Consider the following 14,150-nt stretch of genomic DNA (forward strand, 5'->3'; position numbering starts at 1 on the left):
TTACTATTCTACAAAAACGCCCATAGAGCAGAATTTGTCAATTCTCTGTTCAATTCGTTTTTCAGGTTTAATCTTATCAAGTTCTTTCAAAGCTTCCAAAATGGTTGCTTTCAAAGTTTTAGCCATGGTTTTCATGTCTTTATGAGCGCCACCCAAAGGCTCTTTAATGATTCCATCCACCAAACCATTTTTTTGCATGTCAATGGCAGTCAATTTAAGAGCTTCTGCTGCTTGTTCTTTATAATCCCAACTTCTCCATAAAATGGAAGAACAGGATTCAGGGGAAATCACCGAATACCAAGTATTCTCAAGCATAAACACTTTATCTCCAATAGCAATACCCAAAGCACCACCTGATGCACCTTCTCCAATGATGATGCAAATGACTGGTACCTTAAGCATGAACATCTCTCTTAAATTTTTGGCAATAGCTTCCCCCTGTCCTCTTTCTTCAGCTTCTAGTCCGGGAAATGCACCTGGAGTATCAATTAAAGTAACGATTGGCTTACCGAATTTTTCGGCCATTTTCATCAACCTGAGGGCCTTTCTATATCCTTCAGGGTTGGCCATACCAAAATTTCTTTCCTGCCTTTGCTTTGTATTTCTACCTTTTTGTTGGCCTATGAACATTACTGTCCTACCATCTATATCACCTAGACCACCAATCATGGCTTTATCGTCTTTTACGGTACGGTCACCATGTAACTCTATAAAGTCATTCGTCATTTCATAGATATAATCCAATGAATATGGTCTATCTGCATGCCTGGATAGCTGAACTCTCTGCCATCTGGTCAAGTTTTGGAAAGTCTCTTTTTTCAAAATCTGAATTTTTTCTTCCAATGACTGAATATCGGCAGTTAAATCTATATTTCTACCTTTAGCTAAATCTTTCATTTCCTGAAGCTTTAGCTCTAAATCAGCAATCGGTTTTTCGAATTCTAATAGCATACTTGAGTATTTTGACTATGGCAAAGATAAAAAATAATTGATAAGAATAACGTTTTATTGCTGGTATATGGATTTTTGAAGGGAGGAAAAAGAATTTAAAAACATTATAAAGTACTACTATTTTTACTCCCAAAATTCAAAGTTCTTTCGGCTAACATCTTTTTATTTCACATAAAATCCCCTGGCGTACAAGTTTCCAAGGACGCTTTCTCGATGTAAATCCTTTATGCGGAAGGTTGTGCTTTTCCAGTCTCCTCTTTGGATCTGAGGATATACCAATATAAAAAGTCCCATCAATTTCTGACTCTATGATGTAAACAAAATATGACATAAAACAAAAAACCTCAGTTTTTGACTGAGGTTTTGCGGAATGGACGGGACTCGAACCCGCGACCTCCTGCGTGACAGGCAGGCATTCTAACCAGCTGAACTACCACTCCTAATATTTTATCTTTCAACTCGACTATCGCGACCTTCCCGAGTAATCGGGACAAGCATTCTAACCAGCTGAACTACCACTCCTAATTTTTTAAATTCAACTTGCCTACAGCAATCATCCAATAATCGACATAGTCAATCTGAGCGACTAAAATAAAAATCCTTTAACAGGACAATTAAATAATTTAAGCTATCACATTTGATAACAAATGCGGAATGGACGGGACTCGAACCCGCGACCTCCTGCGTGACAGGCAGGCATTCTAACCAGCTGAACTACCACTCCTAATATTTTATCTTTCAACTCGACTATCGCGACCTTCCCGAGTAATCGGGACAAGCATTCTAACCAGCTGAACTACCACTCCTAATTTTTTATCTTTCAACTCGACTATCGCGACCTTCCCGAGTAATCGGGACAGGCATTCTAACCAGCTGAACTACCACTCCTGATTTCTCCCTTCAATTAATTACAGAACAAAGTAATTTTCATAAAGGAAACTAGAATTATGGGAGTAAATCAAAATGAAGTTAAATAAAACAGAGCCCCCTGCCGGGATCGAACCAGCGACCTACTGATTACAAGTCAGTTGCTCTACCAGCTGAGCTAAGGAGGCTTTTTTTATGTTTGTTTCAATCCTTTGACTGAAATCGTGGTGCAAATATATAGGGATAGATTATACGTGCAAAAGGTTTTCAAAAAAAAATAAGGGAATATTTACTATCCCCTTATTTATGAGCACATTAAAATTCACGGAGAATTGAAAGTTTTTTCTTGAGCTTTTCAATTTCCCTCTCCGCCTTTTGAATTTTCTCATCAAATTGGTCTTTTAGCTTATCTGCTGTCTTTGATGCTGCAAAGAACTCGAGATTATTTTTCCACAAGGTTATGTTGTTTTCAAGGTCTGAAATCTGCTTGCGAATGCCATGCTCCTTTTTGTTTAAAACCCTATTGCTATTTGGGTCTGCTTGAATTTTATTAAGATTTAACCTGAACAAAAATTCATCCTTATCTCCCCCTTCTATTCCAAGGTTTTTAACATATAAATCAACTGCCTCATTAAACTTTGAAAGAATATCTTTCATGTTTTTCCTTGGAACAAAACCTATAGAATTGAACTCTACAATATATTTTTCAAGGTTTTCTTCAGAAAGCTCCTTGCTTGAAGCTTCTTCAGTAATTTTCTTACAAATCCCTTCTTTGGCCTGTAGATTTTCTTCAAACTCCTTATTTACCTGCTTATTGGCATTTCTTCTGTTTTCAAAGAATGTATCACAAGCTGATTTAAATTTATTATAAAGCTCATCCCTAACCTTTTCAGGAGTTGGACCTATTTTTTTCCATTCTTGCTGCAGACTGATCATCTTATTGGCAGTATTTTGCCAATCTGTGTTTACCATCAGCTCTTCTGCCTTTTTTATCAGTTCCTCTGCTTTATTTTTATTCGTTAATCGGATTTCATCAAGTTCTTTAAAGAAAAGGTTCTTATTATGGAAGAAATGCTTGAATAATCCCCAAAACTTTTTGTTTATTTCTTTACCAGATTCTCGAGGAACAGGACCTGAGGACTCCCATTCTTTTTGAATAGCTAAAACTTCTTTTGTTTTATTGTTCCAATCTTTAATTTTCGAAGCAGAAAAGTCTTTAAAACCCTCAAGCTTCTCAATTAAGTTTTCTTTTTTTACCAAATTGACTTTTAAAACTTCTTTTTGGCCTTCATAAAATTCTTTTCTTTTATCATAGACAGCATCAGAAGCTGCCTTAAATCTTTGCCATAGACTTTCTTGTTCATCCCTGGGAACAGGTCCTATATGCTTGAATTCCTCATGAAGATCATTCAAGGCCTTGATAGCTTCTTTCAGGTCTTCAATATCAACCAAAGCTTCTGCCTTTTCACATATTTCTGTTTTTTGCTCAAGGTTTTTCTTCCGGTCAAGTTCTTTTAATTCAAAGTAAATACTCCTATTGTCATAAAACCTATCCATTAAAGCATTGTAAGATGCCCAAAGGTTTCTGTTTTGGGCATTTGGTACAGGCCCTATGCTTTTCCACTCTTCCTGAATCTGTTTAATGGTATTGATACTATGAGTAGTTTCTTCTCCATCAACCAACTCCCTTAATCTGTCCAATATCTGATTTTTGGCATACAGGTTTTTTTCTTTTTGCCTTTCTTGTTCTCTCAAAAAATGAGCTTTTTTCTCCCTGTAATCATTGTAGGTAGCAAAAAATATTTTGTCCTCATCTGTAGTCCTATATTGAAAGTCATCGGCATTCCCTCCAGTATTCACAAAATCCTGGAGGGCTTCATCCTTTTCCTTGTTGAAGATTTCATCAAAATGAGATTTGATATCAGCCACAGAGGATTCAATTTTACTAAGATTGCCTTGGTTTATAAATTCTTTAAGTGCATGAATCAATTCAGGTTTAGTGAAATTTGAATAATCCACTTCCTCCTGTTCTTCTTCTTGGGGCGTATCCTCCTCTTCGCTAACCTGTTTATTTTTTTCTTGTTCGATTTTACCTTCAACCTGATTTTCTTGCTGGCCTTGGGTCACCTTGTCCTCTTCAGACATTTCCTTATCCTTATCCATAATTGTTTAATACTTTAAAAGCTATTCAAACAAAAGTAATAAATAGATTTAATTTAATCTTGGGTCAATTGGATAATTTGCCAATTGCTGATATTCTCCACCCATATTTTTCAGAATATTCCTCCATAATTCTTCAGGAGAAGATGAAAAAATACTTTCGCTATCCATATTTTTACAAACTATCCACGTGTTTTCTTCAAGTTCTTGATCAAGTTGCCCTACAGACCAGCCAGAATAACCGATAAAAAATCGTATTTTGTTATGGTCCAATTTGCTTTGCTTCATTAAATTGAGCAACAGATCAAATTCACCGCCCCACCAAATCTCCTCACCTAAAGAAATACTTGAGTCAAACAATCTTTCCCCTTGATAGATAAAATGAAGGGTGTTTTGTTCTACCGGACCTCCTACATAAACATCATTATCAAGCGTTTCTATATCGTCTATAAGCTCATTGAGCTTTAAGATCGATAACTTATTCAGAACAAGACCAAAAGATCCATTCTCATTATTTTCACAAACCAAAATCACAGACCTTACAAAGTTTTCATCCTGCAAAAATGGCTCTGATATCAAAAGATATCCGGGCTGGGGAGATATATTCATACTATTGCTCATAAATAAGAATTTCTTATGGCTTTAATTTATATCTAAATTTTTTAAATACAATAAGTGTGATAATTTTATAATAAAAAGATCAATAAACATGAAAATATCTGATATCAGAATAGACTATTCTCTAAAATCTTTGGATGTTACAGATGTCCAGGATTGCCCAATTGAACAGTTTAAAAAATGGTTTGGAGAAGCTCTAGAAGCTAAGGTTATAGAAGTCAATGCCATGAATTTATCTACTGTTCAAAGTGATGGAAGACCGAATGCAAGAATTGTCCTATTAAAAGGTGTAGATTCAGGATTTGTTTTTTTTACCAATTATCAAAGTAAAAAAGGTCTGGAATTGGAAGTAAACCCGAATGTTGCAGCCACTTTTTATTGGGCAGAACTGGAAAGGCAAGTCAGGATTATTGGAAGTGTAGAGAAGGTAACTGCTGAGGAATCTGATGAATATTACTTTTCCAGACCTTATAGCAGTCAAGTTGGTGCTTGGGTTTCACCTCAAAGCCATGAAATAGAAAACCGCGACTATCTAGCCAAAAAAGAAAGCGAATATCAACAAAAATTTACACCTGAAACTATTACAAGACCAGAACATTGGGGAGGTTACAGAATCAATGTTTCTGAAATTGAATTTTGGCAAGGAAGACCTAGCCGATTACATGACAGGATATTATACCAAAAAGACAAGCTTGGCAATTGGAAAATCAGCAGGCTCGCCCCATAAAAAAACCCACCTAAGTGGGTTTTTTTATGCTTCAAAGATCTTACTATTTTAGATCAAAGAGATTATCAACACCAATCATTCTTTCTACAGTGAATCCTTCACCATATTTCACCATTATGCTATGCCCGTATTCTTTGGCTCTGGCTTCAATAAAATCCAAAAATCCTTCTGAAGAAATAAAACTTTCAGGCTCTTGGCTGTTAGGATCATAAAACTGAGATCTAAAAGCCTTTATACTTTCAATTTTTTTATCCCAATAATCTGTAATATCCACAACAAAATCAGGCTGAATATAATTATTCTGAATATAGTGATAGACATATTTTGGTCTCCAGGCTTCTTGCTCCTCCCCATCTAAAAAAGTTTTAATTTTCCTAAGCCCACTCATAAAGCATGCATGAGAGGCCAATAGAGCACCTTTACCATGATCTGGATGACGGTCACTTACGGCGTTAGCCAGAACAATCTCAGGTTTATATTTTCTGATTATTTTAATAATTTCTACCTGATGCTTTTCATCATCCAAAAAATAAATATCCTTAAAACCCGCATTTTCCCTTGCTGATAAACCTAATATTTCAGCTGCCTTAGCGGATTCCTTTAACCTGAGTTCTGGAGTACCTCTAGTACCCATCTCCCCCTTTGTTAGGTCTAATATACCTACCCTAAACCCTTTTGCTATATGAGAGGCAATAGTACCTGAACAAGCTAGTTCTGCATCATCAGGATGTGCTGCAATTACCAATATATCAAGTTTCATATGATCTTTTTTTTAATTATCTAATTCTCAACCTCTGCCCCACTCTCAATACACTATTTGTTGAAATATTGTTCAATCTTGTGATTGTACTTACTCTTACACCATACCTTCGAGCAATGATGCTTAGGTTTTCTCCACTTCTAACTCTATGGTAAACCGACTCCTGTGTTTTAACTACATGATCAAAACTTGCAGATGTAATCATATAAATATCAGATTTAAGCCGTCCTACATTGAAGTCAAACAATTCCGTTGGATTAATTGACAAACCTTGGTATCTCACTTCATAATGTAAATGTGGACCAGTACTTCTGCCAGTACTTCCTCCGAGGCCAAGAACATCTCCAGCCTTAACCTCTTGGCCAACATCAACCATTATTTTTGACATATGACCATACAATGTTTCCAGCCCGTTTTTATGCCTTACGACAACATAATAACCATACCCGTTTCGATCATATGAACGAATCCTTACTATCCCGTCAAAAGTACTATAGATAGGATCCCCTGTTCTCAATTTCAAATCAGTTCCGTGGTGCCACCGATATCTTCTAAATCCAAACTCAGAAGTTATCTGGGTCTGGTCCAATGGTAATTTCCAATCTGTACCAAAAAAAGTATCGTATAATTTCACATAAACTGTATCCTTAAAATCTTTCGGATTAAAATCATAGATATTGATTTTTTTACTATCCCACGCTGAATAATATTCAAAGGCAGTAACCCAAATACTATCAATCAATATTTGCTCAGAGATTTGTACCAACTGATTTGTAGGTGCCCAAACCATTGAAAGGGTATCTTCCGAGACAATACTCAGTCTCTTTTTCAAATTCACGTAATCTTTATACAACAATGAATCTGTTTCTCTTGTCAAGTCCTGAAGATATTTCTGAGGATCAAAAAGTCTGATATCCCTCAAAAGAGGATTATTAGCAGGCGTTGTGGTCTGTTGCTTGGGCTTTTTGATGATTTTTGGAAAAACTTGTGCATGGGCACCATAGGAACCCATGCACATGAAAAATAATAGTAAAAACTTTAAAACTTTTAATTTCATTATCGCTAATTATGACAATTCTCTAGCGGCCAAATACCTTTCAGCATCCAATGCGGCCATGCAACCTGTACCTGCAGCGGTAACTGCTTGCCTGTAAATATGATCCTGAGCATCACCACAAGCAAACACCCCTTCTACATTTGTTCTAGTACTGCCAGGAATTGTCTTAATATAGCCATTTTCATCCATATCAATAATATTGCTGAAAATATCAGTATTAGGCTGATGTCCTATAGCGACAAAGAATCCGGAAATTTTATATTCCTTTTTCTCACCTGTCTTATTATTTAGGACACGCATTCCTTCAACTTCATTTTCTCCAAGAATTTCGTCTGTTTCTGAATTCCAGAGAATTTCAATTTTAGGATTATTCATTACACGTTTCTGCATAATCTGTGAAGCTCTCATTTCATCTCTTCTGACCAACATATAAACTTTGGAACAGATATTAGCTAGATAAGAAGCTTCTTCACAAGCAGTATCTCCCGCACCTACAATTGCGACATCCTGCCCTCTAAAGAAGAAACCATCACAAACAGCACAAGCTGATACACCTTTACCATTTAGCCTTTCTTCACTTTCTATTCCCAACCATTTGGCAGATGCTCCTGTAGAAATGATAACAGTATCAGCATGGATCTCAATTTGATCATCAACAAATACTTTGTGCGGATTTCCAGAAAAATCAACTTTTGTCACCATTCCATATCTCACCTGAGTTCCAAATCTCTCAGCCTGCTTTCTAAAATCTTCCATCATCTCTGGCCCCATGATACCATCCGGATAACCTGGATAATTTTCAACATCTGTTGTAATCGTCAATTGACCACCTGGCTGGCCTCCAGTATATAAAACAGGGTTTAAACCTGCTCTAGAGGCATAAATTGCAGCAGTATAACCTGCAGGTCCTGACCCGATAATCAAAACCTTTACTTTTTCTATTTCAGAAGACATTCGATTGTTTTTTTAGGGTTAGCAAATTTTGTTAAAATACTATTTACAACAAAGATTAAACTTGTTAAAATTCCCTAATTGAATAAGAATTGATGAGTATCAAGCTCATAATTTATCATCCATAAGGATCAAGTTTCTTAGTTATAATATACAAAAAAAGGGGAAAATTCCCCTTTTTATATGTAACCTAAGGCACTCAACTTGAAATTAACCAAGATATGGCTTTAAAGTTTTACTTCTTGAAGTATGTCTTAACCTTCTGATAGCCTTTTCTTTAATCTGCCTAACCCTTTCTCTTGTCAAATTAAACTTCTCTCCTATTTCCTCAAGGGTCATTGCATGTTCACCGTTTAAACCGAAGTACAAAGTAATCACATCAGCTTCTCTTGAAGTAAGGGTAGATAGTGCCCTTTGAACTTCTTTTCTCAATGAATCAGTCATCAGACCATCATCAGGTTTTTCATCACCATCATTTTCAAGCACATCCAACAAGCTGTTCTCTTCACCTTGAACAAATGGAGCATCCATTGATACGTGTCTACCAGAGATCTTCATGGTGTCCACGACTTCACCGGCAGTTACCTCTAAAACTTCAGCAAGTTCTTCAGGAGAAGGCTCCCTTTCAAATTTTTGCTCAAGCTCTGAGAAAGTTTTGCTTATTTTGTTCAACGATCCAACTCTATTTAATGGTAACCTAACAATTCTTGATTGTTCGGCCAAAGCCTGAAGAATGGATTGTCTGATCCACCATACAGCATAGGAAATGAATTTAAAACCTCTGGTTTCATCAAACCTTTGAGCTGCTTTGATCAAACCTAAGTTTCCTTCATTGATCAGATCTCCAAGAGAAAGCCCTTGATTTTGATATTGTTTGGCAACAGAAACCACAAATCTTAGGTTGGCCTTGGTCAATTTTTCCAATGCTAATTGGTCACCTTCGCGAATCCTTTTAGCCAAAACCACCTCTTCGTCTGCGGTAAGTAGGTCAACTTTACCAATCTCTTGAAGATATTTATCAAGTGACTGGCTTTCTCTGTTGGTAATCTGTTTGCTAATTTTTAGCTGCCTCATTCAAGAATATTTATTTTTTCAGTTAAGACTCAATTTATAACAGAAATCCATTCAAATAAAGTTCAAAGTAATGAATCACTTCAAAACTTAATCTTTTTTGTCGGATTTTTCAGGTTTTGGCAACAAAACTTTTCTAGAAAGTTTGAACTTACCTGTCTTTTTATCGACATCAATAAGTTTAACCATAATTTCCTCTCCTGGTTCTAGCACACCTTCCATATTTTCAAGTCTTTCCCACTTGATTTCAGATATATGCAATAAACCATCTTTGCCTGGCATAAATTCTACAAACGCACCAAATGGCATAATGTTTTTAACCTTACCGGTATATACTTCGCCAATTTCAGGTTGGGCAACGATTGCTTTGATTCTTGAAATGGCACCATCCATAGAAACCTGATTATTGGAGAAAATATTGATCTTACCCATATTATCTTTCTCTTCGATAACAATCGTAGCTCCTGTATCTTTCTGGATTTCTTGAATCACTTTACCACCTGGACCAATGACAGCACCAATCAATTCTTTTGGTATTGACATGTTGAAAGATCTAGGTGCATGCGGTTTCAAGTCCGGTCTTGGAGCATCCAGCGTCTTAGTGATTTCATTCAGGATATGAAGTCTGCCTTCCCTAGCTTGGTACAAAGCTTCTTTCAAAACACTGTAATCCAAACCTTCTACCTTAAGATCCATCTGACATGCAGTAATACCTTTTGAAGTTCCTGTCACTTTAAAGTCCATATCACCTAAGTGATCTTCATCTCCTAAAATATCGGAAAGGATAGAATACTTACCCGTTTTGGCATCAGATATCATACCCATTGCAATACCAGTTACAGGAGCCTTAATCGGTACACCTGCGTCCATTAAAGCTAGTGAACCGGCACAAACTGTCGCCATTGAAGAAGATCCGTTTGATTCCAGAATATCTGATACGACACGTATAGTATAAGGGTTTTCATCATCTTTTGGCATTACTTTTTTCAAAGCACGCATTGCCAAATTTCCATGGCCTACCTCTCTCCTGCCCGGTCCTCTATTAGGCTTCACTTCACCAGTTGAGAAACCTGGAAAATTATAATGAAGGAAAAACTTATTATAGCCGGAAATCATGGCACCATCTATCATTTGTTCATCCAACTTGGTACCCAAAGTACAAGTAGTAATGGACTGGGTTTCCCCTCTTGTAAATACAGCCGAACCATGGGCAGATGGTAAATAATCTACTACCGACCAAATGGATCTGATTTCATCCAACTTTCTACCATCCAACCTTTTCTTTTCATTCAAAGTGAGATTTCTCGCTGCTTCTTTATGAATTTTTGCAAAATAAGGACCTATCAGAGAGGCTTCGAAACCATGCTCTTCTCCAAGGCTTTCTACGAAAGCATCTTTGATGGCTTTGATTGCTTCAGATCTTTCGTTTTTATTCGCTACCAATTTGCTGACTGATGCATAACATTTGTCATAAAGCTCCGCATGCATTTTTTCGAACAATGCTTTATCGGACTTCTCATGGACATATTCCCTTTTTGTCTCTTTGCCAACCATTTTTGTCAGTTCTTTTTGAACTTGACAATGTCTTTTGATTTCTTCATGGGCAAACTGAAGCGCTTCAACCATTTCGTCTTCAGAAATTTCATTGGCTTCTCCCTCTACCATGAGGATATAATCTTCTGATCCAGCAACAATAAATTCCATGCTTGCTACCTCCAATTGATTTGGAGTAGGATTGACAACCAATTTGCCGTCAATTTTAGCCACTCTAACTTCAGAGATAGGGCCATTAAAAGGAATATCAGAAACTGCTAAAGCTGCAGAAGCGGCTAATCCAGCCAAACAATCTGGTAAAACTTCGCTATCCGCAGACATCAGGGTAATATTTACCTGAGTATCAGCGTGAAAATCATCTGGAAAAATCGGTCTAATTGCTCTGTCAACCAAACGGCTGATCAAAATTTCATAATCAGAAAGTCTTCCTTCTCTTTTTAGGAATCCTCCGGGAATTTTACCTGAGGCTGCAAATTTTTCTTGATAATCAACTGATAAAGGGAGAAAATCAACTCCTTCTAATGCTTCTTTTTTCGAAACAACGGTAGCCAGTAACATGGCATTCCCCATACGCACAACAACTGAACCATCAGCTTGCTTAGCCAATGCACCGGTTTCGATGGTGATTTGTCTTCCATCCTCAAGTTGGATGGTTTTGGTGATTAAATTAGGTAACATAGTAATTTGTTAAGAATAAATGTAGTAAAGATTTAAAAGTAAGGTCTAATATCAGGGGGAAACAAAAAAGTAAGGTTCTCACAAAGAGAACCTTACATTGAAATAATGTTTATTTACGTAATCCAAGCTCTGCGATAATTGCTCTATATCTCTCAATATCATTCTTGATAAGGTAGTTTAGCAATCTTCTTCTTTTACCAACCAACTTCATCAAACTTAATCTTGATGTATGGTCTTTTTTGTTGGATTTCAAATGGTCAGTCAAATGCTGAATTCTGAAAGTAAACAACGCAATCTGCGATTCCGGTGAACCTGTGTCAGTTTCAGATTTTAACCTGCCATGATTTTTGAATAACTCTGCTTTTTTCTCTGAAGTTAAATACATGTCTAGTTAAATTTATTGTTTTAAAACAGCCACAAAGTTAAAACCTTTATTTTGAATTTAAAAATGACCTTCAGGTTTTAGAATATTTTCTTTTAAACCAAAGTTGAATTTTTCTGAAAAACTCCACATATGCATCTGCTTCAAATAAGCGGGCATCCTTCCTTGCCTGTTTCAGAAAAAATAAGCCAAACGGTAAGAGTACCAAATTAGAAAACCAAGTTCCGAATAGGGGGTCTGTAACTCCCTCCTTTGCCCATTTCTCCCCGGTGATAGTTAACATATAAAAGATGATGAAAAAAATAATGGAAACAAGCACTGGCATCCCCAAACCGCCTTTTTTGATGATTGCGCCTAGAGGTGCCCCAATCAGAAACATTACAATACAAGCAAATGCAGTAGTATATTTCTGATAAATAGCAATCTGATATCGTCTATGTTCTCTTTCAAGATTGTCTATTTCCCTGAGTTTGTTGTTGAAATTATTCTTAATTGTCCGGGCATTATTCATTGCCACTGTCGCCGCCCTAGATTGATAATTGCCTTTCGTAATCAATGAATCTAATTTCTCCTTGAATTCTGGCGAGAATTCTGTAACCTTTATAACTGGTTTAATAACTTTCCGTAAAGAATCTTCAGCTGATGCTATCCTAGCAGTATTCATTGCTGTTGTAGGACCATTTCTAAAAGGTGTTTTAGGTACAGTGACAATATCAGTTGCCTGAACTGAATCTGCAGCAATCATTTTCAATGTGTCATTTGAAAGTGAACTAACGTCTATTTCCTTGACTGCATTAATAGATTGGCCGGAGTTAGTTAATTGGTTTCTTTTACGCTCTTCAGCCTTGATTGACTTTAAAGAATCATAAATTATTTTTTTCTCTGCAATATCCTTAGGCGGGGAAATTCTTTTATCCCTCCCAAAATAAGTGTAAGAACTCTCGGTGGTTAAATAATTATAATAAACTATGGAATTAACTTCAAAAGCCATTGAGTCTAATCCATCCCTTAACTGGGAAATATTTTTTATAGATCTATTTGTGGACCAGAGGTCTTCAGGTGTTCTATTGAGTTGGAAAGATTCCAGATTAAAAACTATTTGATTCTCTGAAAATCTCGTTCTACTAAAATCAACAGGTTTTTCATTAATTCCTCTTTGGCTTCTTGATTCTTTGTAACTGACGCCATTATAAAGCGTCAATCGCATATACCTATCATTGAAAAAAGGCTCCATCCTGCCTGAATCGGCCAATATCACATTGATATTGCCTTGTCCTTCTGTGTGGTCATAAATGATTACATCTTTTAACCGGACATCATCCAGCTTTTGATTGACTTTAATACTGTAATTAGGTATTCCTGCATAAAAGACACCTTCCTTTATATCCAATGCCGGGGATTTCATCCTGATATCATAGAGAAGGCTGAAAGTCTTGAGGTTGACCTTGGGAACAAGATAGTTATTGGATAGAAATGCAAGTATTGTCAGGATCACTACAAAAACACCGATAGGCCTTAAGGTCCTTAACAAGGAAATCCCACTGCTTTTAATGGCTGTAAGCTCAAAATGTTCTCCTAAATTGCCGAAGGTCATCAATGCAGATAAAAGTACTGCCAATGGCAAAGCCATTGGTGAAATACTGATTACAAAATAGGAAATCAGCTCCATATAAATCATAAAGCTCAAGCCCTTTCCGAATATTTCATCGAAATACTTGAGCATATTCACGGTAAGCAGAATAAAATCCACTACCACAAAGGTCAAAAAGAAGGGTCCTATAAAAGACCCTAATATAAGCTTATCAAGTTTTTTCATCCAGAAACCAGGCCGTAATCAATTGATACGGCAAAGTTGACAATAATATTCAAAATTTCTTTAAAAATCCGAGTTAACCTCCTATCATTTCTTTAAGATTATTGACTAAGTTTTCCCAAATAGACTCCAGTTCCTCATCATCATAAGAATCACTGTAATCAATCACCTTCAGAAATAAGGTTTGAGTCAACTCATTTTCCTCGATTTTAAATTCAATATATGAGTTATCGGTTTCATCAGGATTATTTGGGTCAAAAAACTCAAATTTCACATGATAATTTCCTCTCAAGGATACTATTCTCCCATAATGCTCCTCTCCATCATAATGAAAGATATAATCTTTATCTTCATTTATAGAAACATCGTCAGCAAACCATTCAGCAAGTCCACTTGCTGTACTCAAATAGGGAAATAGAATTTTCCTTGAAGTATTGATTTGATAATCAGCAACAAACTTGTTTTTTACCATTTTATTCTAATTTTTGTTCATAAAAAATCACTTTTTTTACACCAAATTACTTGCAATTAATGAAGTAAGCCAGCATATTTGCATTCCCA

At 36.3% G+C, this 14,150-nt stretch carries 13 protein-coding genes and 3 tRNA genes; 1 reads left to right on the forward strand and 15 read right to left on the reverse strand.

Annotated features, from left to right (window positions below):
* Window positions 1–3 precede the first annotated feature (3 nt).
* From ACFFIP_RS11280 to ACFFIP_RS11310, 7 genes are all read right to left on the reverse strand, one after another.
* Complete coding sequence (locus ACFFIP_RS11280) at window positions 4–951, reverse strand: acetyl-CoA carboxylase carboxyltransferase subunit alpha (protein WP_382387752.1); 948 nt, start codon at window positions 949–951, stop codon at window positions 4–6.
* Between the two features lie 151 nt (window positions 952–1,102).
* On the reverse strand, window positions 1,103–1,282 hold the full coding sequence (locus ACFFIP_RS11285) for a GIY-YIG nuclease family protein (protein WP_382387753.1): 180 nt from the start codon (window positions 1,280–1,282) through the stop codon (window positions 1,103–1,105).
* Window positions 1,283–1,317: 35 nt separating this feature from the next.
* Window positions 1,318–1,391, reverse strand: a tRNA-Asp gene (locus ACFFIP_RS11290).
* A gap of 210 nt (window positions 1,392–1,601) precedes the next feature.
* A tRNA-Asp gene (locus ACFFIP_RS11295) sits at window positions 1,602–1,675 on the reverse strand.
* A 258-nt stretch (window positions 1,676–1,933) separates the two neighbouring features.
* Window positions 1,934–2,006 (reverse strand) — tRNA-Thr (locus tag ACFFIP_RS11300).
* 127 nt (window positions 2,007–2,133) lie between these two features.
* A complete protein-coding gene (locus tag ACFFIP_RS11305; RefSeq protein WP_382387754.1) occupies window positions 2,134–3,981 on the reverse strand; it encodes a DUF349 domain-containing protein in 1,848 nt (615 codons plus the stop codon).
* A 48-nt stretch (window positions 3,982–4,029) separates the two neighbouring features.
* On the reverse strand, window positions 4,030–4,599 hold the full coding sequence (locus ACFFIP_RS11310; protein WP_382387756.1) for a YqgE/AlgH family protein: 570 nt from the start codon (window positions 4,597–4,599) through the stop codon (window positions 4,030–4,032).
* Window positions 4,600–4,687: 88 nt separating this feature from the next.
* Here ACFFIP_RS11310 and pdxH point away from each other — a divergent pair, with 88 nt between their 5' ends.
* Complete coding sequence (gene pdxH / locus ACFFIP_RS11315) at window positions 4,688–5,323, forward strand: pyridoxamine 5'-phosphate oxidase (RefSeq protein WP_382387757.1); 636 nt, start codon at window positions 4,688–4,690, stop codon at window positions 5,321–5,323.
* Window positions 5,324–5,366: 43 nt separating this feature from the next.
* On the opposite strand, the gene bshB1 is transcribed toward pdxH, so the two are convergent.
* From bshB1 to ACFFIP_RS11355, 8 genes are all read right to left on the reverse strand, one after another.
* Entirely contained in the window at window positions 5,367–6,083 is a 717-nt protein-coding gene (gene bshB1, locus ACFFIP_RS11320; protein WP_382387759.1) for a bacillithiol biosynthesis deacetylase BshB1, read from the reverse strand.
* Window positions 6,084–6,099: 16 nt separating this feature from the next.
* Window positions 6,100–7,140, reverse strand: coding sequence for a peptidoglycan DD-metalloendopeptidase family protein (locus ACFFIP_RS11325; protein ID WP_382387761.1), 1,041 nt, complete (start codon window positions 7,138–7,140; stop codon window positions 6,100–6,102).
* Between the two features lie 9 nt (window positions 7,141–7,149).
* Window positions 7,150–8,094, reverse strand: coding sequence for a thioredoxin-disulfide reductase (gene trxB, locus ACFFIP_RS11330; protein ID WP_382387762.1), 945 nt, complete (start codon window positions 8,092–8,094; stop codon window positions 7,150–7,152).
* 207 nt (window positions 8,095–8,301) lie between these two features.
* Complete coding sequence (locus ACFFIP_RS11335) at window positions 8,302–9,165, reverse strand: sigma-70 family RNA polymerase sigma factor (RefSeq protein ID WP_009036261.1); 864 nt, start codon at window positions 9,163–9,165, stop codon at window positions 8,302–8,304.
* An 87-nt stretch (window positions 9,166–9,252) separates the two neighbouring features.
* The gene (gene pnp / locus ACFFIP_RS11340) at window positions 9,253–11,394 is read right to left on the reverse strand and encodes a polyribonucleotide nucleotidyltransferase (protein ID WP_382387764.1); all 2,142 of its coding nucleotides are present in this window, start codon (window positions 11,392–11,394) and stop codon (window positions 9,253–9,255) included.
* Window positions 11,395–11,503: 109 nt separating this feature from the next.
* Window positions 11,504–11,779 (reverse strand): 30S ribosomal protein S15, encoded by a 276-nt coding sequence (gene rpsO, locus ACFFIP_RS11345; protein WP_382387765.1) that lies wholly within the window; start codon window positions 11,777–11,779, stop codon window positions 11,504–11,506.
* Window positions 11,780–11,849: 70 nt separating this feature from the next.
* Window positions 11,850–13,592: an LptF/LptG family permease gene (locus ACFFIP_RS11350; RefSeq protein WP_382387766.1), complete on the reverse strand. Its 1,743-nt coding sequence runs from the start codon at window positions 13,590–13,592 to the stop codon at window positions 11,850–11,852.
* A 73-nt stretch (window positions 13,593–13,665) separates the two neighbouring features.
* Window positions 13,666–14,061 (reverse strand): START-like domain-containing protein, encoded by a 396-nt coding sequence (locus ACFFIP_RS11355; RefSeq protein ID WP_382387767.1) that lies wholly within the window; start codon window positions 14,059–14,061, stop codon window positions 13,666–13,668.
* Between the last annotated feature and the right edge of the window lie 89 nt (window positions 14,062–14,150).

It is taken from the genome of Fontibacter flavus (genome assembly GCF_042432905.1).
In the GTDB taxonomy this organism is placed as follows: Bacteria; Bacteroidota; Bacteroidia; order Cytophagales; family Cyclobacteriaceae; genus Fontibacter; species Fontibacter flavus.